We start from the raw sequence: 24,226 nt of genomic DNA, 5'->3' as shown, positions 1-24,226 counted from the left end.
AGATCCTCTCGGTAGATGAGCGTGCTCAGCTCAGCCACGGCAGCTGATCGAGGGAGCCGACCTCGCGCACCGAGGCCGGCCGCACCGCCGCCACCGCGTCGTCGGGCACCTTCGCCCGGGTCGGGAACACCACCGGCGGTGCCGGCTTGGTCGCGTCGATGATCACCGCCGAGGAGCTGCGCGCGCTGCGCCCGCCCTCGGCGTCGTAGCTCCAGTTGGTCGGTAGCAGCCCGCCCGGACCGTTCCAGGCGGGAATGATCTGCAGGTCCTCGGCCGCGTCGAAGCGGGTGCCGATGGCCCAGGACACCTCACGCTCGTCGTAGACGTCGATGTCGTCGTCCACCACGATCACCGCGCGCAGGTTCTCCGGCTCGGTGTTGAACGCGGCGAACGCGGCCCTGGTCGGGTCGCTGTCGAACTCCTTGCGGATCGACAGGTAGCAGTGCATCCGGGTGTGCAGCGGGATGTTCACCGCGCGCAACCCCGGAACCTTCTGCTGAACCGCCTGGTGCACGCTGGCGATCCGGGGCAGCGCGCCCATCAGCCGGTGCTCGCGCCCGGACGCCTGGATGTCCTGGAAGATCGCGTCACGGCGCAGGGTGATCGCGTCCACCTCGATCACCGGCTTCATCCCGCCGCCGACGTAATGGCCGGGCCACTCCGCGAACGGTCCTTCCTCGGCCAGCTCGTCGGGCAGGATGCGACCCTCGATGACGATTTCCGCCCTGGCCGGCACCAACAGGTCCGAGGTGATCGCCCGGACCAGCTGGACCGGCTCGTCCAGGAACGCGCCCGCCGCGTCGTACTCGCCGCCGATCCCGGGTACCCGGGACACCGCGCCCATCAGGAACGCCGGGTGGTGACCGATCACGATGGCGATCGGCGTCGGCTCACCCTTCGCGGCGTAGCGGCGGTGGATGACTCCGCCGTCGTGCGAGCCGAAGAACCACACGCCCATCCGGTGCGGGCCGTACACGTGGTGGCGGTAGATGCCGGCGTTGAGCCGCCCCGACTCCGGGTCCCGGGTCACCGAGACAGCGGCGGTGAGGAACGGCCCGCCGTCCAGCTCGTTGTGCACCGGGATCGGCAGTCGGCGCAGGTCGGCGTCCGCGCCGCGCCACACGACCTCCTGCACGGGCGCCTGCTCGGCGGAGACCTCGATCGGCGGGTGCGCCGCGCGGCCCTGCCCGGCGATGGAGGACCGGGTGAGGGTGTCCGCCGGAACCCCCAGGGCCAGCGCCATCCGCTCGTGGGTCGCCACCAGGTTGCTCAGGCACGGGATGTCGGTGCCGGCCACGTCGGTGAACAGCAGGGCCGGGTACTCGTTGCGCTTGTCGTACCAGGCGCCGTAGGCGGTGATGCCGAACCGGGGGTCCACCGAGGTGTCCACGGTCCGCAGGTCACCGCTCTTCCCCCGCACCAGGTCGGTGAGATAGGTCCGCAGGTCCTTCGGCATGGTGCTGCCCTCCGTACTCGCTGTTGCCGACTGGTTCGTCACTTGGTCCGAAGACGTCCTCACACGGCGTAGGTGTGGTCGGGGACATCGGTGACGAACATGTAGCCGGGGGCGTGGGTGATAGCGAACGGCGGGCGCGACGCCATGATCGCCGCCTGCGGGGTCACCCCGCAGGCCCAGAACACCGGGACCTCGCCCTCCCGGATGGTCACCGCATCACCGAAGTCCGGGGAGCCGAGGTCGGTGATGCCCAGTGCCTCCGGCGCACCGACATGCACCGGCGCCCCGTGCACCGACGGGAACCGTCCGCTGATCCGCACCGCCTCGGCGACCCGGTCGGCGGCGATCGGGCGCATCGACACCACCATGGGACCGCCGAGGCGTCCGGCCCCTCGGCACTCGCGGTTCGTCCGGTACATCGACACGTTGCGACCCTCGGTGATGTGCCGCACCTCGATGCCGGCCGCCAGCAACGGCGTCTCGAAGGTGAAGCTGCAGCCGATCAGGAAGCTCACCAGGTCATCGGCCCAGTAGCGGTGGATCTCGTCCGGCTCGTCGACCAGCTCACCGTCGCGCCACACCCGATAGGCGGGAAGGTCGGTGCGCAGGTCGGCCCCTTCGGCCAACGCCGTGTACGGGCTGCCGGCGTCGGTCACGTCGATGATCGGGCACGGCTTCGGGTTCCGCTGGCCGAACAGCAGCGTCTCGTACGCGTACTCGCGGGGCACGATGATCATGTTGGCCTGGGCGTACCCGGGCGCCCAGCCCGCTGTGGGGGTCCGCTCACCGGCTCGGAACCGCGCCCGAGCCTCGGCCGGGGTCGAACTCACGACGGTCACAGGCACTCCTGATCTCGGACTGTTGGCATGGGTCGAACTAGCGGAATATCGAACCGATCGAGGTGATCGACAGCACAGCCGCGTACGCGGTGAACAGCCACGCCGCGACACCGGCACCGAGCAGCACCGAGGGGTAGCGGTAACCCGCGATCAGCTCTCGCCGCCGCAACGCGACCCACAGGATGATCGCCAGGCCGACCGGGAGCACCAGGCCGTTGATCGCGCCCGCGAAGACCAACATCGACTGGGGCGTCTGCCCGGCCGCCACGAAGACGACCGTGGCCAAGCCGATCAGCACGATCACCGCACGGTTGAAGTGCCGGCGCACCGGGCCGAGGTAGGTCTGCAGGAACGTCGCGGTCGTATAGGAGTTGCCCATCGTGCTGGTCATGCCTGCGGCCCAGAAGACCAGTCCGAACAGGTGCAGCCCGACCGTGCCGAACGCGGCAAGGAAGCTCGACCCGGCAGCGTCGTTCGGGTTGGCCAGGTGCGCCCCGGTGGCGACCACGCCGAAGAACCCGAGGAACAGCACGATCCGCAACACGCAGGCGACGAGCACACCCGTCCACGCTCCCCGGTTGATCCGGCGCACGTTCTCCACACCGGTGATCCCCGCGTCGATCAACCGATGCGCACCGGAGTAGGTGATGAAGCCGCCCACGGTCCCACCGATCAGGGTCAGCACGGCGAGCAGCGGCAGGCCCTTCGGCGCGACGGTGCCGATCGCCACCTGGCCCAGCGGCGGCGCGGTGACCGCCACCAGCACGACGATCAGCACGATCTTGACGATCCCGAGCAGCATCATGGTCCGGTCGAACACCACGAACATCGACCTCGCCAAGAAAACGGCGATGACCAGGCATCCGCTGATCGCCGCCCCGACCCTGCTGTCCACACCGAGCAGGTTGTGCAGCCCGAGGCCGGCACCCCCGATGTTGCCGATGTTGAACACCACCGCACCCAGCACGACCAGTGCGGTCAGCAGCTGGCCGGCACCGGGGAACACCTTGCCCGCCAGGTCCTGTGCCCGCTGCCCGGAGATGCCCAGGATGCGCCACACGTTCAGCTGCACCGCCACGTCGACGATCATCGACAGCACCACCGCCGCCGCGAACGACGCCTGGTAGAGCACGGTGAACGAGGCGGTCTGCGTGATGAATCCGGGGCCGGCCGCGCTCATCGCCATCAGCATCCCGGCGCCGAGGAGCGGCGGCACCCGCAGCCGAGGAGAACGAGCCGGCTGCACCTCCTCGCTCGTGCTGTCCATCTCACTCCCTGGTCCCGGATTGGCATTCTCTATCGGGCAGCTTAGGTTAGACGTCTGACGTCTACCAGTGCCGAGAACTGTGAGGTGCCATGTCCACGACGTTGCCGTCGGTCTGGATCCAGGATTTGACCTGGGAGGAGGTGAACTCCTACCTGGAGCGCGAGCGGATCGTGATCGTGCCGGTCGGCAGCACCGAGCAGCACGGTCCGGCCGGCGTGCTCGGCGTCGACTCCTACGTGGCGATCACCCTGGCCGAGGACGTCGCCGAACGCACCGGCGTGCTGGTGGCGCCGCCGATCTGGTACGGCGACTCCTCACACCACGGCGGCTTCCCCGGCACCATCAGCATCCGCCCGGACACACTCACCCTGCTGATCCGGGATGTGGCCCGGAGCCTGGCCAAGCACGGGTTCACCCGCATCATCCTGCTCAACGGGCACAAGGGGTCGAACCTGCCCGCGCTCAACAGCGCGGTCCGCGTGCTGCACGACGAGGAGCTCCCCCAGGTGCTGTTCGCCGTCGCCGACCCACTGCATCTGGCCCGCTCGGCGGCTCCGACGATCAAGGAGACCAACGAGCACCACGCGGGTGAGCTCGAGCTGTCCCACGTGCACTACCGCTACCCCGGCAAGATTCGCACCGACCGGCTGACCGACGCCGGGGTCGACTTCGACGAGGTGTTCGGCGGTTTCGTCGGCACCGACCTGTTCGGTCCGGCCCCGGACGGGGTGGAGATCATCTGGTCCGGCGCCGAACAGCGCGTGTTCACCCCCAGCGGCAGCTTCAGCTCGTCACTGGGCCTGTCGGAGGACAAGGGCAAGCGCTACCACGACCACATCGTCGGCCGCCTCGCCGAGCTGGTGCAGTGGCTGCGCGGCTACCAGGGCCCGATCGGCGGCCCGGCCGGCGGGTCAACGGACGAACAGCCGTGACCGGGTCGCCGGACCTGCAGACGCTGAACACCGACTGCTACGGCCAGGTCAAGCTCCGGCTGCGCGAGGTCATCGCCCAGCAAGGCTCGGCGGGCGCCCTGCGGCTGCCGTCCGAGGCGGACCTGTCCCAGGCGCTCGGGGTCAGCAGGGCCACCTTGCGCTCGGCGTTGCTCTCGCTGCAGAAGGAGGGCCGGATCCGGCGGCTGCACGGACACGGGACGTTCATCAACCGGCACGCACTGGGGATCGGTGCCAACCTGGCCGAGGCGGGCGCGTTCATGGACCTGCTCGCCCAGGAGGGCTACCGGCCGTCGGTACGGACGCTGGATCGTCGGCTGGTACCGCTGGCCGAGCAGGAGGCCGGGGCGCTGGAACTCGGCGAGGACGAGACCGGGCTGCGCATCACCCGCGTCTTCCTCGCCGGTGACGAGCCCGCCGTGCACAGCGTCGACCTCTTCCCGGCCAGGTTGCTGCCGGCCGACCACGACCGGCTGGACGAGCAGCGATCGACTTTCGAGTTCGTCTCCACCCACCTCGGCGCTCCGGTGTGCTATTCCGTGGCGCGGATTCGCCCCGTGCTGCCGACGCCCGACGTCGCGGCGGCACTGCGGGTGAGCTCGACGACCCCGCTGCTGCAGCTGAGCCACACCCACATCCGGGCCGACGAGCGGCCGGTCGCGGTCACCGTGGTGCACGTCAACGATGCCTACCTCAGCTTCTCGGTCATCCGCACGTATCTCGACGAGTGAGGTGGCCATGACGACCAGCCGACCCGCGTTCGGCAGTACATCGGCGGGGCTGGACCGGGCAGCGGTCACGGTCCTCGCTATCACCCTGGTCTTCTGGGTGGCCGACGGATACGACACGTTCGTGCTGCTCATCACCGCGAGACCGACGCTCACCGAGCTGCTCACCCCCGCCCAGCTGCCGCACCTTCCCGCGTACCAGGGTTATCTGGTGGCCATCACGCTGGCCGGGTGGGCCAGCGGCGGCATCGTGGGCGGTGTGGTCGGCGACCGGCTCGGCCGGCGCCGCACGATGCTCGCCGCGGTCGCGGTCTACAGCGTGTGCACGGCCTGTTCGGCACTGGCCGACAACTGGTGGGTCTTCGGCATCACCCGTTTCCTGACCGGTGTCGGGATCGGCGCCGAGTGGGGTGTGGGGACGTCGCTGCTGCAGGAGGTGTGGCCGCAACGCTGGCGCACCCGGGGCGCGGGACTGCTACAGAGCGGGTTCTCCCTCGGCGGGGTGCTGGTCTCCGGTCTGTGGGTGCTTCTCGGCTCGACCTACGGTCTTTCCTGGCGGTGGATGTACCTGTTCGGGCTGATCCCGCTGGTCATCGCGGTGCTGGTGCGCCGCCACATTCCGGAGTCGCGGCGCTGGGCGGCCACCACCGGACGGCGCGTCCCGGTGTCGGAGCTGCTCTCCCCCGCCGTGCGCCGTAACTTCCTCGGCGCACTCGTGGTGTCGATCGCAATCACCTGCGGCTGGTGGGCGGTCAGCTCGTTCCTGCCCAGCTTCGTGGGCAGCCTGGTGGACGACACCCGGCGGGTGGCGTTCTTCACCGGCTGGGCGGGAGCGCTGTACAACCTCGGCGAGATCGGCGGCTGCATCGCACTCGGGTTCCTCGCCGAACGTTGGGGACGCAAGCCCACGATCCAGGCGTACTTCGTCGGCTGTCTGGTCATCGTGCCGGTGGTGTTCCTCTCGGTGCACAGCGCGACGGCGGTGACCTGGCTGCAACTGGTCGCCGGGTTCCTCACCGGCGGCACCTACAGCTGGTACACCGTGCACACCCCCGAGCTGTTCGCCACGTCGCTGCGCGCCACCGCGATCAGCGTCGTGTTCAGCGGCTCCCGCTATCTCGCCATGATCGGCGCCGTGCTGGCCGGAACGCTCGCCTCCGCCGTCGGCGGATTCGGCACGGCCGCGGCCATCTTCACCCCGATCTACCTGCTCGGCATGCTCGCCGTCCTCTGGCTTCCCGAGACCAAGGGCCAACCCCTGCCGGACTGATCCATCGATTTCGTTGAGGAGCTCCATGACTGTCAAGGTCGACATCAGAGTGCCGGTCGGGCGCCCGCTTCCCGAGCTGACCGACTTCATCGCCTCCTGCGAGGACGCCGGGTTCCACGGTGTCGGGGTGCACGACCATCACCACTCCGGTCGCGACGTCTACGCCGTGTTGGCCCTGGCCGCCGCACGCACCCGCTCACTGACGCTGTACCCGGCCACGTCCAACCCGATCACCCGGCATCCGCTGGTCCTCGCCGCGACCGCCAACTCGCTGGCCGAGATCGCCCCCGGCCGGGTGCTACTGACCCTCGCCCCCGGCTTCCTGTCCGTCGAACGCGCGGGCAAGCCCCAGGCGCGACGCGACCAGCTGGCCGAGGTGGTCACCGCACTGCGGGCGCTGCTCTCCGGGCGATCGGCGGTCATCGAGGGCCACGAGACCCGGATGAACAACGTGTACCCGCAGGCGCCCGAGGTGTTCGTGCTGGCCGCCGGGCCGAAGATGCTGGAGCTGGCCGGCGAGGTCGCGGACGGTGTGCTCATGATGGCCGGGCTGCACCCGGCCTCGATCGAGGCCGCCCGCTCACATGTGCGGGCCGGCGCCCGTCGGGCCGGGCGTGCTCCCGACGAGGTCGAAGAGATCTTCATCGTGCCCACCGCCGTCGAGGACTTCGAGACCGCCCGCGAATGGCCACGCCGCTGGTTCCGCCCCGGCACACCGTTCCTGAACTACCCGAGCACCGCCAACCTGCGCTGGCTCGCCGCCGCCGGCGTCGACATCCCGGCCGACCACGACCCCTCGGAACTGTCCCCCGAGCTGGCGGCGAGAGCCTGCGACGCCTTCGGGCTGTTCGGACCGGCGGAGTACTGCGCGGAACGACTGCTCGCGGCGCACGAGGAATCGGGGGTCGACCACGTGTTCTTCTTCCCCTCGCACACCGCGAACACCGGCTACGACCTGCCCAGCGCCGACGTCGAGGCGTTCGCGAACGTCATCGGCCCTCGGCTGGCGGGTGGCTGACCCGATGGCCCCGGACGTGGTGCTCGCGGTGCCGGACCTGGTGTCGCCGTCGTACTTCCCGGCCATCGCCGCCGTCGACCTCGGGTTCCTCCGCGACGAAGGCCTCGACGCCCGGCTCGAGCTGCGGTTCCCGGTCACCGAGGCCGCCCACGCGCTGCGCGAGGGTCGGATCGATCTGCTGGCCTGTGCCGCGCACGACCCGTTGTACGCCTTCCCGGAGTGGCGCGGCGCCAAGCTGGTCACCGCGCTGTCCCGGTACAGCTACTGGTTCCTGGTCATGCGCGCCGACCTGGGCATCGCACCGGGCGAGCTGACCGCCCTGCGCGATGTGCGGATCGCGGCCGCACCCGGCCCTGAACTGGCGCTGAGGATCATGCTCGCGGAGGCCGGGATCGACCTCGAGGCTCGCGGCGTCTCACTGACCGCGGTCCCGCCGAGCAAGGAGGCCGGCACCTCGTTCGGTCTGGCCGCGACCGCCGCGCTGGCCGGCGGCACCGTCGACGGGTTCTGGGCCAACGGGATGGGAGCAGAGCTCGCCGTACGGGCGGGCACCGGGACCGTGGTCGTCGACGCCCGCCGCGACACCACCCCACGTGGCCTGCGCGGATACACCTTCCCCGCGCTGACCGCCACCGACACCACCCTCGCGGCCCGGCCCCACCTGGTCGCCGCCGTGTCCAGGGCCGTCGGCCGGGCACAGCGCGCGCTGCGCGCCGACCCCGACCTCGCCACCGGGACCGGCGGACGGCTGTTCCCACCGGTCGAGGCCGCCACGATCGCGGAGCTTGTCCGGCGCGACGGCCCGTTCTACCAGCAGGAGATCGACGCCCCGACGGTGGCGTCGCTGTTGGAGTTCAGCCACCGGGCGGGTCTGCTCGACCGGGCCACCGGCTACGACGTGGTGGCCACCGGCTCGACCTGAGCGAGCGCGGCGGTGGCTCAGAAGGGTGAGCGCTGCCGAGCCCGCCTCGGCTGCCGGCTGACCTTGCCCAGCAGACGAGTCAGTGAGGTCACCGGCTTCACCTCCAGCGCGGCGACGCACGCCACGATCTGCCCGCGCAGTTCCTCGTCGGCGTAGGGCTCGGCCAGCCAGTGGAACTTCCGCACTACCTGATCCCAGCTCATCGCTCGCCCCGGAGCACCCTCGAAGTCGATCTGCTCGCGGGAACGTCGCCGTCCATCGCGCAACGTGATGTGCACTCGTACCGGAGTGGTGGCCGGGTATCCCTCGGTCAGGGCATCGTCAGCGCGTACGTGCACCCGACCCAACAGCTGCTGGGTGTCCCGGCGCTGGATCCGCTCCTCGCTCAGTTGTTCGGGGCCCACCTGGCGGTCGAGCAGTGCCACCGCCGCGAGGTACCTGAGGTTGTAGTCGGCCTGTTCCTTCGTGCCCGGATCGTCCTTGTCACCGAAGGAACCTCCGCCCGCGATGTCGAAGGCGGTCTGGAACACCTCGAGATCGACCCGCGCGATCTCACCGGCGGCGATGTCGTAGAACCGCGCCAGCTTCAGCACCGCCTCGATGACCGGTTGCCCGTGGATGAGCGCGCAGTACTTCTTCAGGTGCGTCTGCTCCACCACGTCCAGAGACGGATCGGACAGCCGGAAGTCGACGGTCTGATCGAACAGCCGGAACAATCCGTTGGGCCCTTCGAACAGTCCCTTCGGACCGGTGACACCGCGGGAAGCAAGCCCGGTCGTGTAGACCGCGCGCTGTGCGGTGATGCCCGGCGAGACGCCCTTCCACTGCGACACCGGCTCCGAGTGGACCGCCGCCAGCGAGACATTGTCCGCGGCCGCGATCGAGATCGCGTGTGCCGTCAGCCCGGCATCCAGCCCCCACAGCTTCGCGCTGCCCGCCGCCACCGACATCGCCAGCTGCAGCGCGTGATTGAGGCCCTTTGCCATCACCGGAACCTGCGCGCTGAAGCGGGCCTGCAGCTCATAGGCCAGCGCCAGCGCCAGAAGGAAGTCGCGCCCGCCCACGTCGCTCGCCTCGGCAACCGCGAGGAGCGCCCCGAAATTGTCCGCCGGATGGCACAACCCACCTGGTGTGAGATAGGTGTCGAGCAGATCGACGTAACGCACCTGCACCGAACTGATCAACGCCGCCTGGTCCATGCTGGTCCGGCCACCGCCGATGAGCGTGCAGACCGGATTGCCGCCGACTTCCGAGGCGTGCTCGCGCAGTGTGGTGGGCAGCTCGCCGTCCAGTGCGGCGATCGCGCAACCGACCGAGTCCAGGACGTTGCGCCGCAGCAGCGACCGCGCCGACTCGGATACGTGCTCCCACCGGGAATCCGCGCTGAACCGCCCGAGCTCTTCGACCAGAAAACGATCCGGCACCGTATGTCTCCTTCCTGACGAGGTGAACCGTTCAGTCGCTCACACGATTTGCAGCGCCAATTCCGATTGTGCGCGCGGACGCCCTGTCGCGTAACAACGTCTACCACACTTTGTCACGAACGTCGCCAAGCGTGAACGACCGACTAAAAGAGACGATGCTGTAGGAGCCGGAACCTCTCAGCAGAGAAGAAAAACGTCGTAGCTCATTCACGATTCGAGAGGTAAGCCTGGTGGAGCCGGCACTCGATACTCGGGGTGAACGACACACACATAACGACCCCGACAGGCGGGAGAAGACAATGGAATTCCTGGTCAGCCTGGATACGGCCATTCCCGAAGGAAGGCCGAGGGAAGTGGTCGACGAGACGCTCGGCCGCACGGAAAGCAAGCGTCACGGGTACGGCCGGGCGCGCTCGGGGTGCCGTCCGCAACGCGACGCGCGATCCTTGCCGTGGTGGACGCGGCCGAACCGCCACGGCGGATCTTCCTCGGTCGCGGCATGATCGAAGTGGTCGAGGCCGAGTTCGAGCAGCGGATGGTGGGTTGGGAGAAGTGGCGCAAAGTCAGCGAGGCCGCCCGTGGTAAGTGATGACCGCGAGCCACCGGAGCCACGTGGAATGGTGGACAGCGCACGGCAGCACTGTGCCGTCTCCGTCATCGGCGGCCCGACCACGGTCATCGACATCGCTGGTGTCCGGCTCGTCACGGACCCGACTTTCGATCCGCCCGGCGACTACGGCTATCTCCAGAAAACCGAGGGACCCGCCGTCCCCGCCGAGGCGCTCGGTCCGGTGGACGCCGTGCTGTTGAGCCACGACCTCCACGCGGACAACTTCGACCGCGCCGGACGCGCATTCGCACTGAGCTGCCCGGTCGTCGTCACCGCTCCGACGGCCGCGGCGCGCATCGGCCGGCCGGCGGAACCGCTCGCGCTCGGTGAACGCTGGCTCAGCCCCAACGGTCAGCTGAGCGTGACGGCCCTGCCGGCACAACACGGCCCGGCCGACGGTGAGCGCGACGAAGACGGTTTCATCAACTGCGAGGTGATCGGGTTTCTCCTCGAATCCACCGACCAGGACGTGCCACGCCTCTATGTCAGCGGTGACAACGCCTCGGTCGAGCTCGTGCAGCGGATCCGCGAGCAGCACGGACCGATCGACCACGCGATCCTCCATGTCGGCGCGGCGTCGGTTCCCGCGAAATTCGGCGGACGGCCACTCAGCCTGACCCCTGAACGTGCCGCCGCCGCGGCTGAGGTCCTCGGCGCCCATCACGTCATCGCCGCACATCACGACGGCTGGGCGCACTTCACCCGCGGCTTCGCGGCCACCGAGGAGGCATTCGACATGGCGGGAATCGGCGACCGCCTCTACCCGGCCCGCCCCGGCGGCTGGTGCCACCTGGCTTGACCCGCAACATCCGGGGCGCACCGCCCGTCGTGCGATTCGGATGAGCTGGTCGATCAAGGAGGAACGTTCGCCACGCCAGCGTCACCAGCTGCCCGCCGACTGCTTCGTCGTGACGAGTACGTGGTTGAAGAAGTTGGTGGTGGCGATGGAGACGACCAGCGCGGCCAGAGCTGCCTCGTCGTACTGCCGAGCCGCCTCGTCCCAGACGGTGTCCGGCACCGGATCGATGCGATCGGCGAGACGGGTCGAGTGCTCGGCCAGGTCGAGGGCGGCGCGTTCCGGAGCGGTGAAGTACGGGGTGTCGCGCCAGGCGGCGACCGCGGCGAGCCGGTCGTCGGTCTCACCGTTCTTACGGGCCGACCGCGCCCCGTTGTCGACGCAGAACGCGCAGCCGTTGATCTGGCTGACCCGTAGGTGGACGAGTTCGAGGGTCGACTCCGGGACGCCGCCGGCGCGGGTTGCCCGGGTGAGGAACCGGATGGCCTCCCCGGTGTCGGGGAGGACCGTGGCGGGGTTCTTCATGCGGGCCATCACGCGGCTCCTTGAGTGTCGTGTTGTCGTCGATCACTTCGAACATATCGACGGCGTGCATATCTGGCATAAGGTCTTGCTTATGACACAAGATCCCGGCATCGACAGCCTGATCCGCCAGCGGATCAGGGGGCTGCGCGTGGCCAAGGGGTGGTCGCTGGACGCCCTCGCTGCTCGCTGTTACCTCAGTCCGTCCAGTCTGAGCCGAATCGAGACCGGCCATCGGCGGATCGCCCTGGACCAGCTCGTCCCCATCGCTCGGGCACTGGGCACCACCCTGGATCAGCTGGTCGAGTCCGCTGACGACGGTGACGTGGTCATCCGGCCACAGCGCGACGACGTACACGACAGGACGATCTGGACACTCACCCGGGATCGTGGCTCGCACGGTGTGACCGTGGCGAAGATGCGTATAACGGGACCCGTTCGACCACTCGGCGCCGAGGGGCTGGGCGTGCACCCGGGGCGCGACTGGTTCACCGTGCTGTCCGGAACCGCGCGCCTGCAGCTGGGCGAGCGGACCATCCTGGTCGAGACCGGCGAGGCCGCCGAGTTCTCCACGATGGTTCCGCACGCCATCGGGCCGCACGGAGGTCCGGTCGAAATCTTGATCATCCTCGATCACGACGGGGAACGCAGCCACCTGCGCCCCGGGTCATGAGTCGCCGTACCGGCTCGCCGACCGATGCGTTGCCGAGTTCGACTCGGCCGCCGCGAGCGCGTACTCGAGGCTGTCGAACAGTCGTACCCGGATCATGATGGACGCGGTCTCCGCCGCGCGCAGCACCGCGTCATGCCGCTCGCCTATGACAACGGCCAACCCCCGCTCGTCGCCACGCGACGTCCGAGCCAGCACCGCCGCCCCCGCCCTACCGAAGGCGGAGACGTCGGTCAGGTCGAGAACCAGCCGCCCGCACCCGGGAGCATGGGCTATCAGGTACTCGAACTGAGCTGCCGCCATCGCGGTATCGACCTTTCCCGCGATCGTCAAAACGGTCTGGCCGTCGATCTGCTCCGAGGAGCCGCGAATACTCATCAGCGTGTTTCCCGCTGGACATACGGCCCGCCCCAGAGCTGGAACATCGTCATGAACTGTCGTCACTTTCCGTTTATGGGTTCTCGCCGGTCGTGTCGGGCGTTCAGAGGCGGTCGAGCGGGGCCCATCGGGTGATGCGGAAAGAGCCGGCGGCGCGTTCGATTTCCAAGCCTCCGTGGCCCGCGAAGTGGGCGGGCAGGATCAGCGCGTTGTTGTCGGCGGCCCGTCCGAGGATGTCGCGCCGGGTGATCCGGGCGGCGTCCGCGTCCTCGCAGAAACAGCTGTTGTGCTCGGGTTGCATGATCTGGAACGGCGAATGCAGCAGGTCGCCGGCGAACACGGCGCGATCGGTGCCGGAATCGAGCATCAGGACGCTCGATCCGGGGGTGTGCCCGGGCGCCGACTGCAGGTAGAGGTCGGAATCGATCAGATAGCTGGATTCCCACAGCATGACCTGGCCAGCGGCATGCACGGGCGCGATGCTGTCCTCGAACACGTTCTGGTTGACACCACCGGCGATTCTCGGGTTGTTGGCCGGGTTCCAGTACTCGAAGTCGGCTCGGGGCATCAGGTAGGTGGCGTTGCGGAAGGTCGGCACCCAGTACTGGCCCTCCAGCCGGGTGTTCCATCCGACGTGATCAACGTGCAAGTGGGTGTTGATCACGATGTCGACGTCGTCGGGGCGGACTCCGGCGCGCTCGAGGTTGCCGAGGAAGTCCAGCTCCAGGTGGCCCCAGAACGGCGCGTAGGGACGCTCCTTGTGGTTACCGACGCCGGTGTCGATCAGGATCGTCTTTCCTTCGCTCCGCAGCACCCACGTCTGCACCGCGATCGCGCAGATGTCGGTGTCGGCGTCGAGGAAGTCAGGTACGAGCAGAGACTGATGTTCGGCCCATTCTTCTTTCGGCGAGCCGGGGAAGAAGACGTCCGGTGTCATACCGACCGGTCCGTGCATCTCCTCGACCCGCGTCACTTCTACGTCACCGAGAACGATGTCACTCATGTGTTGTTTCCCCTATCGGTTCGGAAAAGCATTTTGTCAGAATTGAACAGAGCCGCCCGGTCGGCGCACTGTTCGGGCGTGTCGAATAAAACCCCTGAATTAATTCCCGGGGCGATCGGTGCGTGAGTTCTTTATCTGGCCGTCATCCCGGGCAATCGACTCTTCTGTCGCCCTCGGCGAGATAGGTGGTCCTGCTCAGCAGGACCAGGGCGTGTTCGGCGGCCGAACCGGGTTCCGCGGTAGCGACGACGACCTTCTGTCCCTGCTCGGTGTGCAAGGTCTGTTGCGTGACGGTCATGGAGCCCACCAGTGGATGTCGCATCTCGTAGACCCCGACGTCGCAGGCGCGAACCCGGTGCCCGGACCACATCGCGCTGAACTCCGGACTCTTCATCGTCAGTTCGCCGATCAGTGACGTCAGCCGAGGGTCGTCCGGGTTATTACCGGCCGCGAGGCGAAGGTTGCCCACCACGTCCTTCGCCTTCGCCTCCCAGTCCGCGTACAGCTCACGGGTGTGGACGTCGGAGAACACCAGCCATGTCATGTTCGGTCGATCGGCCGAACGATCCGGGCTGTCCGGGTCGAGGTGTCCGGCGTACAGGGCGTGCCCAGCGCGGTTCCACGCCAGGACGTCACTGCGACGCCCCAGGACGACGACCGGAACGTCCGCGAGCGCGGTCATCAGCTGACGCACCGCCGAGGTGACCCGCTCCGGGGTGGGCCGGCGGACGCCTCGTCGCCGGCGAGGCGCCCCCGCGAGATTGTGCAGATGACGGCGCTCGGCCTCGTCGAGGCCCAGCGCACCCGCGATGGCCGACAGGACCTCGACGGAGGCGTTGACCGCCTGCCCCTGCTCGAGCCTGGAGTAGTACGACGAGCTGACGCCGGCCAGCAGCGCCAGCTCCTCGCGCCGCAGACCAGGCACCCGCCGTCGCTCGTCGTGCCGGACCAGCCCGACGTCCTCCGGACGCAGCCGGGCGCGACACGCCTGCAGGAACTCGCCCAGCTGCCGTCTTCCATCCACGTGTCACAGTCTCTGGTGCGGCAGCACACTTAGCCACACCACGCCAGGGATAGGCAGGACAGGTGTTCTCCCGTGTCACTCGCCCGCTGGATCGGCGAGAACCGGGTCGGTCACTGCTTGCCGTTGATCACATCCAACGGGTTCCAGTAGTCGCGGTAGAGGGTGATGCGGCCCTCGCGGACGCTCACGACGGCGATGGCGGGCCGCTCAGCTCCGCCCTCACCTCGGACTGTCATCTCGGCCACCAGCGTGGTGGGGTCCACAGACTGGTGAACGGTGAGGTTCTCGACCCTCGGAGCGGCCAATCGCCGGGCGGCGCGGCCTGTGACATGCGCGGTGAGAGCTTCTTTGCCTTCGAGTCGCCGGGGCGCGCCCGGCGGCGCGAAAGGGAACTCGAAGACGACGTCATCGTGGAACAGGGCGAGCCATTGATCGATCTCGCCGGCCTGCATGAGATAGGTGGCACGCCGGAAGACCTCGGCGGTGGAGGGCTGAAGGGTCATGACTGTTCTCCTCGCTGTGCCTCATTCAGGTGATCGACACACAATCTATGGCGATACAAAACTTTGTCTCGTACCAAGTATGGGGTCACCGAACGCCAGTTGCTAGCTTTGATGCATGGCGACACAGGAACCGCTGGTCGGACGCAGGGAACGTAAGAAGGCGGCCACACGCAAGGCCATCGCCGATGCCGCTCTCCGACTCTTCCTGGAACACGGATACGACAAGGTGACCATGCGCGAGGTCGCCGAGGAGGCGGATGTCTCGGCAACCACCCTGCTCAACTACTTCCCGACCAAGGAGACCCTCGTCTTCGATCACGACGCCGATGTACAGGCTTCGCTGGTTGCGGCCATCACCGACCGTCCAGCCGGAACATCGGCGGTCACGGCGCTGCACCAGCACCTCAAGGAGCGAGCGGTGCATGCATCAGCGGCGCCGGGAGCCACCCGGTTCCGAGTCCTGGTGCAGTCGGAGGCAGCACTCACGAAGCACGAGCGCGACATGTGGCTGCGCCATCAAGACGCCCTCACCGCCGCTGTCGCCGAAGCCGAGCACCTTCCCTCGGACGACCGGACATGCCGCCTCGTAGCGGCCTTCGCGCTCCAGACGCTGATCGTTGCGATGGATTCCGATGATCCTTCCTCGACCATCGACCTCGGGTTCGCCCTCATCGAGCATGGCCGGCGGGCCGGATAGCTCCGAGTTCACACTTGCGCACCGGGGCCGCGTCATCTTCGGATGTCGAGGCAACGGGAGACGGTGGGCACGGCCCGGCCGTGGCGGGCACCTGGAGAACTCGTCGCACGGCGGAGCGCATCCACTCGTGGCCACCGTCCGCGTCGTGACGGGGGTGCCACGCCATACCGATGACCACCGCAGGCAGGGACAGCGGAATCTCGATCAAGTGCAGCCCGAAGTCCGAGGCCAGCGCGGCGAACGGACCGCGCGACCCGCCCTCGGACGGCGTCGGGATCAAGCACACCAGATCGGTTCGGGCGGCCACCGCCATCGCGGCCACGTGACTGGGCAGCACGGTGACGACCCGCCGATGCAGGTTCTGCTCGGCCAGGGCGACGTCGATCGGTCCGGTGAAGCGTCCTCGGCGACTCACCGAGATGTGGTGCGCGGACGCGAACCGTGCCGGTGTCACTTCGCCCATGGTCAACGAGTGCCCTGCTCGAACACCCGCCGTCATGCGCAGGGTGGCCAGCGGTTCGCTGTGAATCTCCGGATCGAGACGGTCGAGCGATCCGACCTCCAGGTCCGTCCGACCGTCGCGCAGTGCCGGCCCGCCCTCCACTTCCTCCGACCGGAACCGTAGGGACACCCCCGGCGCTTCCGTTCCCGTGACCTCGAGCAGACCGGGCCCGAGGGCGGCGGCGAGGATGTCCGCGGCCTGCACGGTGAAGGTGCGTCGCAACGTGGCCGGATCGACCGCGACGTCCGGGGCGAGCAGCGCGCCGCACCGGCGCACCACGGCGGCCGCCTCGTCGCGCAGCGCGTCCGCGCGAGGAGTCGGCACCATTCGCTGCCCGGCTCGGACCAGTAGCGGGTCGTCCAACAACCGACGCAGCCGGCTCAGGGTCCGGCTCATCGCCGCCGGTGACGTGCGCAACCGTTGCGCGGCGCGGGTCACGCTGTGCTCGGCGAGCAACGCGTCCAAGGCCACCACGAGGTTGGCATCGACAATCCGCTCGTCCATGGGGCACCATTCCATTCTGGGCAACTATTCATTGCCAACGTTCCTATTGTGGCAAAACGTCACCCGGTCGCATTGTGGGCAGGACCGATCCCGTCCCGCTCGTCAGGAGACCCACCGATGTCCCTCGCCTACCCCCGCCACGGCGACCGACTGGCTGTCGTCAGCCAGAGCGGTCCCACCGTCACCTTGCTCGACGCCGTGGACCACCGGGTCCACTCCGTGCTGACCGTCCCGGCCGAGCCGCACGAGCTGTGCTTCGACCCCGAGCACCGCCTGTTGTACTGCACCAGTGCCTACATTCGCGGCTACTACGGCGCACACGACGGGACCAACCACCTGGTCACCGTGATCGACCCGGACGAGGGCCAGGTGGTCGAGGTGATCGACCTGTCGCCCGAGCACGGACCGCACGGGTTGGCCCTCGACCCGACCCGCCGGTTGCTCTACATCAGCGTCGAGGCCGGACCCGCCGGCCCCGGAGGGGTCGTCGTGCTGGACACCGTCACTCGCCGGGTCCTGCGCCGCATCGACACACTCGCACCCGGGCCCCACTGGTTCGCCATCGATCCCACCGGCACGACGGGATACGCGGCCAACAAGGAAGCACCGTTCGTCACCGTGGTCGACCTGACTACCGGCGAGGTCGTCAGCACGATCGACGTACCGGGCAGCGAGGGCATCTCGGTGAGCCCGGACGGCTCGACCGTGGCCGTCGCCGCGCCCAAGGCCGGCCTGAGCCGGTTGGCCGGCCCACCTGGTCTGCGACTGATCGACACTCGCACCCGCGCGATCGTGGCGACCCTGCACACCGCACACGTCGTCATCCCAGTGCACTGGACGACCACGGGGCTGCTGTTGGCCGGGGAGACGGGGACCCCCGGCAAGAACTCCACGCGCTCGAAGTCCGGCCCGTTCGGCGGGATCGCGGCGCCCTCCGCCGGGCGGCTGTCGGTGTGGGCCGGCTCGTCGCCGACCGAGATGAAGCAGGTCGGAAGCGTCGAGATCGGCGCACTGCCACTGACATTGACGTCATCCCCTGACGGACGACGCGCTTATGCGGCGGCCGTCGGCTCCTCCACCGTCAGCGTCGTCGACCTGGCCGACCCGAGCCGTCCCGGCGTCATCCACACCGTGGACGTACCGAAGACCGAAGAGCCCGGAGCCCATGGCCTGGCCTACATCCCGGCTCAGCCCTGACCAGCCACCACACGAGAGCGGTAATGATCATGTCTTTCGACAACACCGGTGCAGACCACTCCACCACCCCGACCGCTCAGCCCATGACCGGCCTCATCGACCTGACCGGCAGGACGGTGATCGTCACCGGTGCCTCATCCGGTATCGGGGCCTCGGTCGCGCGTCGGCTGCACGCGGAAGGTGCTCACCCGGTGCTGGCCGCGCGCCGCGCCAACCGGTTGGCCGCGCTCAGCGAGGAACTCGACGGGGCACTCGCCATCCCCACCGACGTCACCGACCCGGTCCAACTGCGCGCCCTGGTCGCCGCCACCCTCGACCGCCACCACCGCATCGACGGCCTGGTCAACAACGCCGGAGCCAGCCTCAACGGCCCCCTCGACCGCGTGGACCCGGCCGAGTTCACGTCGATCCTGCAGCTCAACGTGGTCAGCCTCCTGGCAACCACCCAGGCGGTGCTACCGGCCATGCGCAGCCAGGCCTTCGGCCGGATCGTCAACATCAGCTCCGGCACCACCCGTCGGGCCGCGGTCGGCCTCGGCGCCTACGCCGCGTCGAAGTCCGCCGTCAACATGCTCAGCTCCGTCCTGACCCACGAGCTGGCCGACGACGGCATCGCGGTGTCGCTGCTGTTGCCCTCGATCACCGCGACCGAGTTCGGCGACAGCATGTTCACCCTCGGCGCCTCTCCCCGACCCGGCATGGTGGTACACAGCCCCGACTACGTCGCCGACTTCGTCGTGCGGCTCCTGCGTACCGGTGAGGAGACGTTCGACATCCCGCATGGCCCGGAGCAGCCCGAGCACGCCCCCTATCGGTAACCGGGACACCCGCCGCAAGACCGGGCTTCGACTCGGACGGTGGTCACCGCTCCCTCGGTGAGCGGTGACCACCGTCGGCTCTACGACGAACCGGTCAGCGCCATTCTCGGCTGCGCACGTCCGCCAGCGCCGGCCCCGGCTCACGATTGATCTGCATGACCCGGCATTTGATGCCACCGCAGGCCTTACGAATCTCGGTTCCGGTCACCTCGATGACCTCGACACCGGCGTCTCGAATCTTCTGGTTCGTCTTCACACAGTCCGCGTGCGCAATGACCTTGCCGGGTTCCAGCAGCAGGACATTGCACGGTGCCCGGAACTCGCGTTGCTCATCGGGATCAGCCTCGATCAGCTCGAAGTTGTTGTCGTACAGCCACGCCCGAGCCTCGTAGTCGAGTGCCGCCGGGGATACGATCAGCTTGCCGACGTCGAGTGCATTGATATTGATGTCGGGATGTGCGCTGGCGCCGGTCGCTTGATTGAAGAACCCCTCCGCGGCCGGCCTCAGCTGCAGGTTGTGAAATTCTTCCGTGCCACTGGTCTTCGATATCGCGTTGACGAACTGGTCCGTTCCGCGCTGGTCGTACGACGCGGACAGGCAGGTGACCAGAACATCGTCCGCGATCATGTTGCACGCGCCCGGCTCCATCGCACCCTCGGTGATCGCCACCAGCGGGGGGATCCCCAGGTTGTTCCACGCCCATTTCGCCAGGTACTCGGTCACCCCCACCATGCCGGGGAGGAAGCCGAACCTGGAGATGACGGTCCCGCCGCGCCACACCGACCCCCAGGACAGGAACACGTGGCCCATCAGCGGGCCGTACGGGTTCGCCGGCTCCTCCGGGAAATCAACCCAGTGCACGGTGATGCCATTGTCTTCGAAGGCCACGGCAAGCTCTTCGGTCTCCCGCTGGAACGCGGCGAGGTCGACGGGACCGCGATCCGGGACGCCCATGAGATTCTTGAAGAAGTCAGGGTTCTCCTGATATTGCGGACTACGGTCGTGCAATGTGTACTTGTTCGGCATGTGCAGGGCCACTTCGGTAAGACGGCCGATGCCGTTGAAACCGAAGGTTCGCCCAGCGACCGCCTCGGCTTGGTAGGTCCGATAATCCAGCTCGTGGGTCGCTCGAATGAACTCGTACGGAGTCATGCCTTCGCGGTAGTGCGGAATATCTTTCAGGCGCCAGTCCTGATAATTGCGCGTGCCAGTCAGATCATGAGTGGTTGACATTCAGAGACCCACCTTTGCGACGTCTGAGATGAGGACCGTCCCACGCCCGTTGCCCTGAAGGGGCGAGCGCGAACTCAGTTTGCGCAATGATCGATCATTTGTCAAGATACGTTTGCCTCCAGGCCCACCAGCTGGACGGGCCTCCCCGAGGTCGAACCCGGGCCGCTATCTCACCGCGTCCGCCGAGGGGCCATAGGACAGAACGTGGTCGCGGACGATCCTGCCCACCTCAGGATCGCAGGTTCGGAACGCCTCGATGATCTCGTCGTGATCATCGGCGTTGACCTGCAGGTCGACCCGGAACAGCCGCAACGACAGGGTGGTCCACACCTCGACGCCGATCGACTCCCACATGTTGATCAAGATTCGGTTCTCGGCCGCGGAGACCATCGCCCGGTGGAACGCCACCGCGTGCTCGATCTGAGCAAGAGGGTCGATATCGGCGGCATCGACATGTAGCGCCGCGCTGTACCCCTCCAGGACGGAGACATCACCACCCAGCTTCACCACCGCCTGGTTCGCGGCAAGCTCCTCCAGCGCCGCACGGACGGTATAGAACTCGTACACGTCCCTCAGGTTCAGCTCCCGCACCCGAGCGCCCTTGTTCGGAACCGACGTCAGCAGCCCCAGCGCCTCGAGCTCACGCAACGCCTCACGCACCGGCGCCTGGCTGACCTCCAACTCGGCCGCGATCTGCCGCTCGACGATCCTCTCGCCCGGCTTCCACCGCCCCGCGATCAGCCCGTCCACCAGAACCTGCCTGATCTGAGTGCGCAACGGTGCCCTGTTGAGACCGGAAGACGTCATACAGCGAGACTAGTTGCTCAGATGATCGATCACCGCGCAGCATGCGGCGACCGGCTACCTCTCGTGGCTGGGCGCGGTGTGGTGGACGAGACGGCCGGCGAAATAGGTGCGCAGGACTCGCGTGGCGTGCACCCGTGAGATGTCCACGTCGAACAGGTCGTGGTCCAGGACGATGAAGTCAGCGGAGTACCCCCGCTTCAGGCGGCCGGTCACCTCGCCCAGCCCCATCGCCCGCGCGGGAGCGCTGGTGAACGCCGTGATGGCTTCCTCGAGAGTGAGCGCCTGTGCCTGGTTGAGGGAACCGGTGACGGTGGGGTCCGGATTCTGACGGGTCACCATCGTCTGCATGCCCACCCACGGGTCGGGTGTCAGCGCGGCGCACGGCCAGTCCGATCCGGCCGCGACCGTGGCGCCCGCATCGAGCAGGCTTCGGAACGGCCACGACGCCTCGACCAGCGGCGCCGGGACCTGCTGCTGGATGCTTTCCTGCAGCACGCTGGGGAACCAGATGAACGGCGAGGCGTCGGCGGCGACATCCAGACCGGCGAACCTGGCGATGTCGTCGGGGTGGACGAACTCCACGTGAGCGATCTCGAAGCGGGGACCGGGACCTCGCTCGTCGCGCACGCGGTGCACCGCGTCGAGGACCAGCCGGACCGATGCGTCACCGGTGGCGTGGAACTTGGCTCCCAGACCCAGCTCGTAGCACTTCTCGACCTGTGTCACGAGGTCCTCGAGTGTCCAGAGGAGCTCTCCGGTCCCGGGTTTCTGCCCGTGCGAGCACAGGTACGGCTCGAGCAGGGCGGTCGTGCGGGTCATGGGCACGCCGTCGAGGAAGACCTTGACGAACGCCGGGCGCACCAACTCCCCCGGGTCCGCCATGACGATCTCGATCAGCTCGTCGCCGACCTGACCCTGCTCGAGCAGGGACGGACGGACAGGCATCGACGCGACCACCCGGGCGGTGAGCTCGCCCGTCCGCTCCAGCTCCCTCAACGCCGCGTACGTCGGTCCCATGGTGAGCGCATCCTGCGCCGAGGTGATCCCATACGAGTTGAGCATTTCAAGAGCGGTCGCTACCGCGGTCCTGGTGCGCGCTCCCGGCTCGGTCAACGACGCGGCGAACGCGCCCTCCGCGACCGTGCACGCCAGCTCGTGCAACACGCCCGTCAGCTGACCGTCCTCGTCCCGGACGTACCGGCCTCCCTCAGGATCCGGGGTCGCCGGCCCGACCCCCATCAGCGCCAGCGCCTTGCTGTTCACCCACCGGTTGTGCATCGAGTCGTCGCGCAGCAGCACCGGCCGTCCACCGCCGGCTTCGTCCAGCCGTCGCAGATGCCGTCGGTCCGCCAAGGTGTCGATGAGCGTGGCACCCAGAATCCCCCCGACCACCCACTCGTCGGGGCCCAGACGACCCGACCAGGCCCGGACCTTCGTCAGTACGTCGTCGATCCCGTCCGTCGGGAGAACCGGCAGCTCGAACGCCGCCTGCGAGCCACCCATGTACAGATGAACGTGCCCTTCGCTGAGGCCCGGCATCACCATGGCCCCGTTCAGCTCGACCACCTCCGTGCCGGGGCCGATGTGATCGACGGCCGCCTCGTCCGAGCCGACGGCCACGATCACCCCGTCCCGCACCACGAGGGCCTGTGCCCAGGGACGCTCGGGATCCTGCGTCCAGATCCGCGCCCCGCGCACGACCAGATCCGCCGCGTTCTCGTCCACCAGCTCCCCTCGCGCGGTCACCCTCTCGCGGTGTCTCACGGATTGTTGCCGGCTTGCCACTGAGCCCAGGACAGGGACCAGTCGCCGTAGAGGTCCCAGACCGGGAGCGCGGGGCCCCCGGAGTTCACGACGTCGACCACATCGCCGAGGCCGAAGTTCTGGAAGAACCACTGCGCGTTGGCGGCATTGAGATTGATGCAGCCGTGTGAGACGTTCGAGTTCCCCTGCGCACTGACCGAGTTCGGGTTCTCGTGCACGAACTCACCATCGTTGGAGATGCGCGTCGACCATTTCTCGTTGGTGCGGTAGTAACCCTTGTCGCCTTTGCACACGCCGTATGTGCACGAGTCCATGGTGTAGTTGGCGCTCTTGAACGACACCACATGGATGCCGTGGTGGGTCGGGGTGACGTCCTTGCCCATCGAGATGGGCATCGTCTTGACCTGGCGACCGTTGTGGAAGATGGCCATGCTCTGTGTGTTGCCGTCGGCGTGGGCGATCCACGAGTCGTGTACCCGATAGGTGACCTCCCGGTTTTCCGCACCATAGACTCCCGCGCCGAAGTCCACCCCGTAGATGTCGGCTCCCACGGTGATCGTGGTGCCCGGTTGCCAGAACTCCTTCGGCCGGTAGTGCACGTTCCTGGCGTCCACCCAGTACCAGGCGCCTTCCTGAGGCGGATTGCTGGTCACCCGGAGATGTTGCTGGACCGCGGCTTTGTCGGTGACCGGCTCACTGAACTGGAACACGATCGGTTGTCCCACTCCGACGCTGTCCACCGACCCCGGGGCGGGCACCATGTTCGGGTACGAGGTCTTACCCGGCTTGAGCGTGGCGATCGTGAATGTGTTCTGCGTGCTCTTGGCCTCGGTGTTCGTGGCGTTGGCCACCACGGTGTAGCTGGCGGCGTATTTCAGGGGGGCGGTCGAGGTCCAGACCTTTCCCCCGCTGTCGAGAGTGCCTGCCACAACCGCACCGCTGGCGAGGTCGCGGACCTGCACACTGGTCAGTCTGCCGTGCTCGGCCGTCACCACGACCGGGGTCGCCGGGCTGACCGGCTGAGTTCCGGTCGGGGACATCGTCAGCACCGGCGCCGGCTCGGCGTCGGCGACCATGTCGCCCGCTCCGCCGGTGTGGCGGGTCTGCAGTACCGATGCCGTGACCACACCGCTGATCATGGTCACGGCAACCATCGCCACCAGCACCCAGCGGGACAACCTCACCACGTTCGCCACGCTCCCCCGAGTCGTTCGAGTAGGTCACCGTCACGCGAACCGCGAGGAACCATCGACCACGGTAACCGGCCGCCGACGGGGCCACGTCCTCGCTTCCACACAGCGTCCCCACACCTGCTTCCCAGCT

25 protein-coding genes are annotated in these 24,226 nt (G+C 68.0%); 11 read left to right on the top strand and 14 right to left on the bottom strand.

From position 1 onward, the window contains the following. Positions 1-25 precede the first annotated feature (25 nt). From G406_RS0109280 to G406_RS0109270, 3 genes are read right to left on the bottom strand one after another with little or no spacing between them, the layout of a single operon-like run. Positions 26-1,456, bottom strand: a complete 1,431-nt coding sequence (locus tag G406_RS0109280; RefSeq protein WP_028933610.1) for a UbiD family decarboxylase — start codon at positions 1,454-1,456, stop codon at positions 26-28. 59 nt (positions 1,457-1,515) lie between these two features. After that, on the bottom strand, positions 1,516-2,295 hold the full coding sequence (locus tag G406_RS0109275) for a putative hydro-lyase (RefSeq protein ID WP_425414576.1): 780 nt from the start codon (positions 2,293-2,295) through the stop codon (positions 1,516-1,518). 37 nt (positions 2,296-2,332) lie between these two features. Then, positions 2,333-3,562: an NRAMP family divalent metal transporter gene (locus G406_RS0109270; RefSeq protein ID WP_028933608.1), complete on the bottom strand. Its 1,230-nt coding sequence runs from the start codon at positions 3,560-3,562 to the stop codon at positions 2,333-2,335. Positions 3,563-3,651: 89 nt separating this feature from the next. Between G406_RS0109270 and G406_RS45745 the strand changes: the two genes are divergently transcribed. Genes G406_RS45745 through G406_RS0109245 form a run of 5 tightly spaced genes read left to right on the top strand, consistent with a single transcriptional unit; the run spans position 3,652 to position 8,450 of the window. Next, a complete protein-coding gene (locus G406_RS45745) occupies positions 3,652-4,494 on the top strand; it encodes a creatininase family protein (RefSeq protein ID WP_051341855.1) in 843 nt (280 codons plus the stop codon). Then, a complete protein-coding gene (locus G406_RS0109260; RefSeq protein WP_028933607.1) occupies positions 4,491-5,243 on the top strand; it encodes a GntR family transcriptional regulator in 753 nt (250 codons plus the stop codon). Before G406_RS45745 ends, G406_RS0109260 begins: the two co-directional genes overlap by 4 nt. A 7-nt stretch (positions 5,244-5,250) precedes the next feature. Beyond that, complete coding sequence (locus G406_RS0109255) at positions 5,251-6,510, top strand: MFS transporter (RefSeq protein WP_037075892.1); 1,260 nt, start codon at positions 5,251-5,253, stop codon at positions 6,508-6,510. Between the two features lie 25 nt (positions 6,511-6,535). After that, positions 6,536-7,528: an LLM class flavin-dependent oxidoreductase gene (locus G406_RS53785; RefSeq protein ID WP_051341854.1), complete on the top strand. Its 993-nt coding sequence runs from the start codon at positions 6,536-6,538 to the stop codon at positions 7,526-7,528. After that, positions 7,521-8,450, top strand: coding sequence for an ABC transporter substrate-binding protein (locus tag G406_RS0109245; RefSeq protein ID WP_211241088.1), 930 nt, complete (start codon positions 7,521-7,523; stop codon positions 8,448-8,450). Before G406_RS53785 ends, G406_RS0109245 begins: the two co-directional genes overlap by 8 nt. A 17-nt stretch (positions 8,451-8,467) precedes the next feature. Here the strand turns inward: G406_RS0109245 and G406_RS0109240 are convergent, their stop codons facing one another. Then, positions 8,468-9,874: an MmgE/PrpD family protein gene (locus tag G406_RS0109240; RefSeq protein ID WP_028933604.1), complete on the bottom strand. Its 1,407-nt coding sequence runs from the start codon at positions 9,872-9,874 to the stop codon at positions 8,468-8,470. A gap of 454 nt (positions 9,875-10,328) precedes the next feature. On the opposite strand from G406_RS0109240, the gene G406_RS59330 reads away from it, so the two are divergent. Further along, positions 10,329-10,463: a hypothetical protein gene (locus G406_RS59330; RefSeq protein ID WP_281172410.1), complete on the top strand. Its 135-nt coding sequence runs from the start codon at positions 10,329-10,331 to the stop codon at positions 10,461-10,463. Positions 10,464-10,494: 31 nt separating this feature from the next. Then, a complete protein-coding gene (locus tag G406_RS0109230) occupies positions 10,495-11,283 on the top strand; it encodes an MBL fold metallo-hydrolase (protein WP_028933603.1) in 789 nt (262 codons plus the stop codon). Between the two features lie 81 nt (positions 11,284-11,364). Here the strand turns inward: G406_RS0109230 and G406_RS0109225 are convergent, their stop codons facing one another. After that, positions 11,365-11,814 (bottom strand): carboxymuconolactone decarboxylase family protein, encoded by a 450-nt coding sequence (locus tag G406_RS0109225; protein WP_342666203.1) that lies wholly within the window; start codon positions 11,812-11,814, stop codon positions 11,365-11,367. An 82-nt stretch (positions 11,815-11,896) separates the two neighbouring features. Between G406_RS0109225 and G406_RS0109220 the strand changes: the two genes are divergently transcribed. Next, a complete protein-coding gene (locus G406_RS0109220) occupies positions 11,897-12,475 on the top strand; it encodes a helix-turn-helix transcriptional regulator (protein ID WP_028933601.1) in 579 nt (192 codons plus the stop codon). On the opposite strand, the gene G406_RS45735 is transcribed toward G406_RS0109220, so the two are convergent. The 4 genes from G406_RS45735 to G406_RS0109200 all read right to left on the bottom strand — a co-directional run bounded on the left by G406_RS45735 (position 12,470) and on the right by G406_RS0109200 (position 15,380). Continuing rightward, positions 12,470-12,850 carry an STAS domain-containing protein gene (locus G406_RS45735; protein ID WP_037075784.1) on the bottom strand — a complete coding sequence of 127 codons (381 nt, stop codon included), beginning with the start codon at positions 12,848-12,850 and terminating at the stop codon, positions 12,470-12,472. The genes G406_RS0109220 and G406_RS45735 overlap by 6 nt on opposite strands. 103 nt (positions 12,851-12,953) lie before the next feature. Beyond that, positions 12,954-13,853, bottom strand: coding sequence for an MBL fold metallo-hydrolase (locus G406_RS0109210; RefSeq protein ID WP_028933600.1), 900 nt, complete (start codon positions 13,851-13,853; stop codon positions 12,954-12,956). A 142-nt stretch (positions 13,854-13,995) separates the two neighbouring features. Continuing rightward, positions 13,996-14,877 (bottom strand): helix-turn-helix domain-containing protein, encoded by an 882-nt coding sequence (locus tag G406_RS45730; RefSeq protein WP_051341853.1) that lies wholly within the window; start codon positions 14,875-14,877, stop codon positions 13,996-13,998. A gap of 110 nt (positions 14,878-14,987) precedes the next feature. Next, positions 14,988-15,380, bottom strand: a complete 393-nt coding sequence (locus G406_RS0109200) for a nuclear transport factor 2 family protein (protein WP_028933599.1) — start codon at positions 15,378-15,380, stop codon at positions 14,988-14,990. Positions 15,381-15,495: 115 nt separating this feature from the next. Here G406_RS0109200 and G406_RS0109195 point away from each other — a divergent pair, with 115 nt between their 5' ends. Next, a complete protein-coding gene (locus G406_RS0109195; protein ID WP_028933598.1) occupies positions 15,496-16,077 on the top strand; it encodes a TetR/AcrR family transcriptional regulator in 582 nt (193 codons plus the stop codon). On the opposite strand, the gene G406_RS45725 is transcribed toward G406_RS0109195, so the two are convergent. Further along, positions 16,049-17,083 (bottom strand): LysR substrate-binding domain-containing protein, encoded by a 1,035-nt coding sequence (locus tag G406_RS45725; RefSeq protein ID WP_064742876.1) that lies wholly within the window; start codon positions 17,081-17,083, stop codon positions 16,049-16,051. The genes G406_RS0109195 and G406_RS45725 overlap by 29 nt on opposite strands. A gap of 117 nt (positions 17,084-17,200) precedes the next feature. Here G406_RS45725 and G406_RS0109185 point away from each other — a divergent pair, with 117 nt between their 5' ends. After that, on the top strand, positions 17,201-18,280 hold the full coding sequence (locus G406_RS0109185) for a beta-propeller fold lactonase family protein (RefSeq protein WP_028933597.1): 1,080 nt from the start codon (positions 17,201-17,203) through the stop codon (positions 18,278-18,280). Between the two features lie 29 nt (positions 18,281-18,309). Then, a complete protein-coding gene (locus G406_RS0109180; RefSeq protein WP_245607061.1) occupies positions 18,310-19,098 on the top strand; it encodes an SDR family NAD(P)-dependent oxidoreductase in 789 nt (262 codons plus the stop codon). Positions 19,099-19,192: 94 nt separating this feature from the next. Here G406_RS0109180 and nnhA read toward each other — a convergent pair whose 3' ends face one another. The 4 genes from nnhA to G406_RS45720 form a co-directional block, all read right to left on the bottom strand. After that, on the bottom strand, positions 19,193-20,332 hold the full coding sequence (gene nnhA, locus G406_RS0109175) for a 2-nitroimidazole nitrohydrolase (RefSeq protein WP_084215906.1): 1,140 nt from the start codon (positions 20,330-20,332) through the stop codon (positions 19,193-19,195). A 165-nt stretch (positions 20,333-20,497) separates the two neighbouring features. Then, positions 20,498-21,139 (bottom strand): GntR family transcriptional regulator, encoded by a 642-nt coding sequence (locus G406_RS59325; protein WP_028933594.1) that lies wholly within the window; start codon positions 21,137-21,139, stop codon positions 20,498-20,500. A gap of 54 nt (positions 21,140-21,193) precedes the next feature. Continuing rightward, the gene (locus G406_RS0109165) at positions 21,194-22,885 is read right to left on the bottom strand and encodes an amidohydrolase (RefSeq protein ID WP_245607060.1); all 1,692 of its coding nucleotides are present in this window, start codon (positions 22,883-22,885) and stop codon (positions 21,194-21,196) included. Between the two features lie 14 nt (positions 22,886-22,899). Then, the gene (locus G406_RS45720) at positions 22,900-24,090 is read right to left on the bottom strand and encodes a L,D-transpeptidase (protein ID WP_425414575.1); all 1,191 of its coding nucleotides are present in this window, start codon (positions 24,088-24,090) and stop codon (positions 22,900-22,902) included. Positions 24,091-24,226: the final 136 nt, after the last annotated feature.

Origin of the sequence: Actinospineispora spinosispora DSM 44797 (assembly GCF_000429025.1) — a bacterium.
GTDB lineage: Bacteria > Actinomycetota > Actinomycetes > Mycobacteriales > Pseudonocardiaceae > Pseudonocardia > Pseudonocardia spinosispora.
The sequence above is the reverse complement of the archived record's forward strand: the minus strand, read 5'-3'. Positions and strand labels throughout refer to the sequence as shown.

Coding starts and splice junctions, on each gene's coding strand:
- G406_RS53785 (WP_051341854.1), top strand. CDS start 6,536: ATGACTGTCAAGGTCGACATCAGAGTGCCGGTCGGGCGCCCGCTTCCC.
- G406_RS0109185 (WP_028933597.1), top strand. CDS start 17,201: ATGTCCCTCGCCTACCCCCGCCACGGCGACCGACTGGCTGTCGTCAGC.
- G406_RS0109180 (WP_245607061.1), top strand. CDS start 18,310: ATGTCTTTCGACAACACCGGTGCAGACCACTCCACCACCCCGACCGCT.
- G406_RS0109210 (WP_028933600.1), bottom strand. CDS start 13,853: ATGAGTGACATCGTTCTCGGTGACGTAGAAGTGACGCGGGTCGAGGAG.
- G406_RS45745 (WP_051341855.1), top strand. CDS start 3,652: ATGTCCACGACGTTGCCGTCGGTCTGGATCCAGGATTTGACCTGGGAG.
- G406_RS0109270 (WP_028933608.1), bottom strand. CDS start 3,562: ATGGACAGCACGAGCGAGGAGGTGCAGCCGGCTCGTTCTCCTCGGCTG.
- G406_RS45735 (WP_037075784.1), bottom strand. CDS start 12,850: ATGAGTATTCGCGGCTCCTCGGAGCAGATCGACGGCCAGACCGTTTTG.
- G406_RS45725 (WP_064742876.1), bottom strand. CDS start 17,083: ATGGACGAGCGGATTGTCGATGCCAACCTCGTGGTGGCCTTGGACGCG.
- G406_RS0109255 (WP_037075892.1), top strand. CDS start 5,251: ATGACGACCAGCCGACCCGCGTTCGGCAGTACATCGGCGGGGCTGGAC.
- G406_RS59325 (WP_028933594.1), bottom strand. CDS start 21,139: ATGACGTCTTCCGGTCTCAACAGGGCACCGTTGCGCACTCAGATCAGG.
- G406_RS0109280 (WP_028933610.1), bottom strand. CDS start 1,456: ATGCCGAAGGACCTGCGGACCTATCTCACCGACCTGGTGCGGGGGAAG.
- nnhA (WP_084215906.1), bottom strand. CDS start 20,332: ATGTCAACCACTCATGATCTGACTGGCACGCGCAATTATCAGGACTGG.
- G406_RS0109195 (WP_028933598.1), top strand. CDS start 15,496: ATGGCGACACAGGAACCGCTGGTCGGACGCAGGGAACGTAAGAAGGCG.
- G406_RS0109220 (WP_028933601.1), top strand. CDS start 11,897: ATGACACAAGATCCCGGCATCGACAGCCTGATCCGCCAGCGGATCAGG.
- G406_RS0109225 (WP_342666203.1), bottom strand. CDS start 11,814: ATGGCCCGCATGAAGAACCCCGCCACGGTCCTCCCCGACACCGGGGAG.
- G406_RS0109200 (WP_028933599.1), bottom strand. CDS start 15,380: ATGACCCTTCAGCCCTCCACCGCCGAGGTCTTCCGGCGTGCCACCTAT.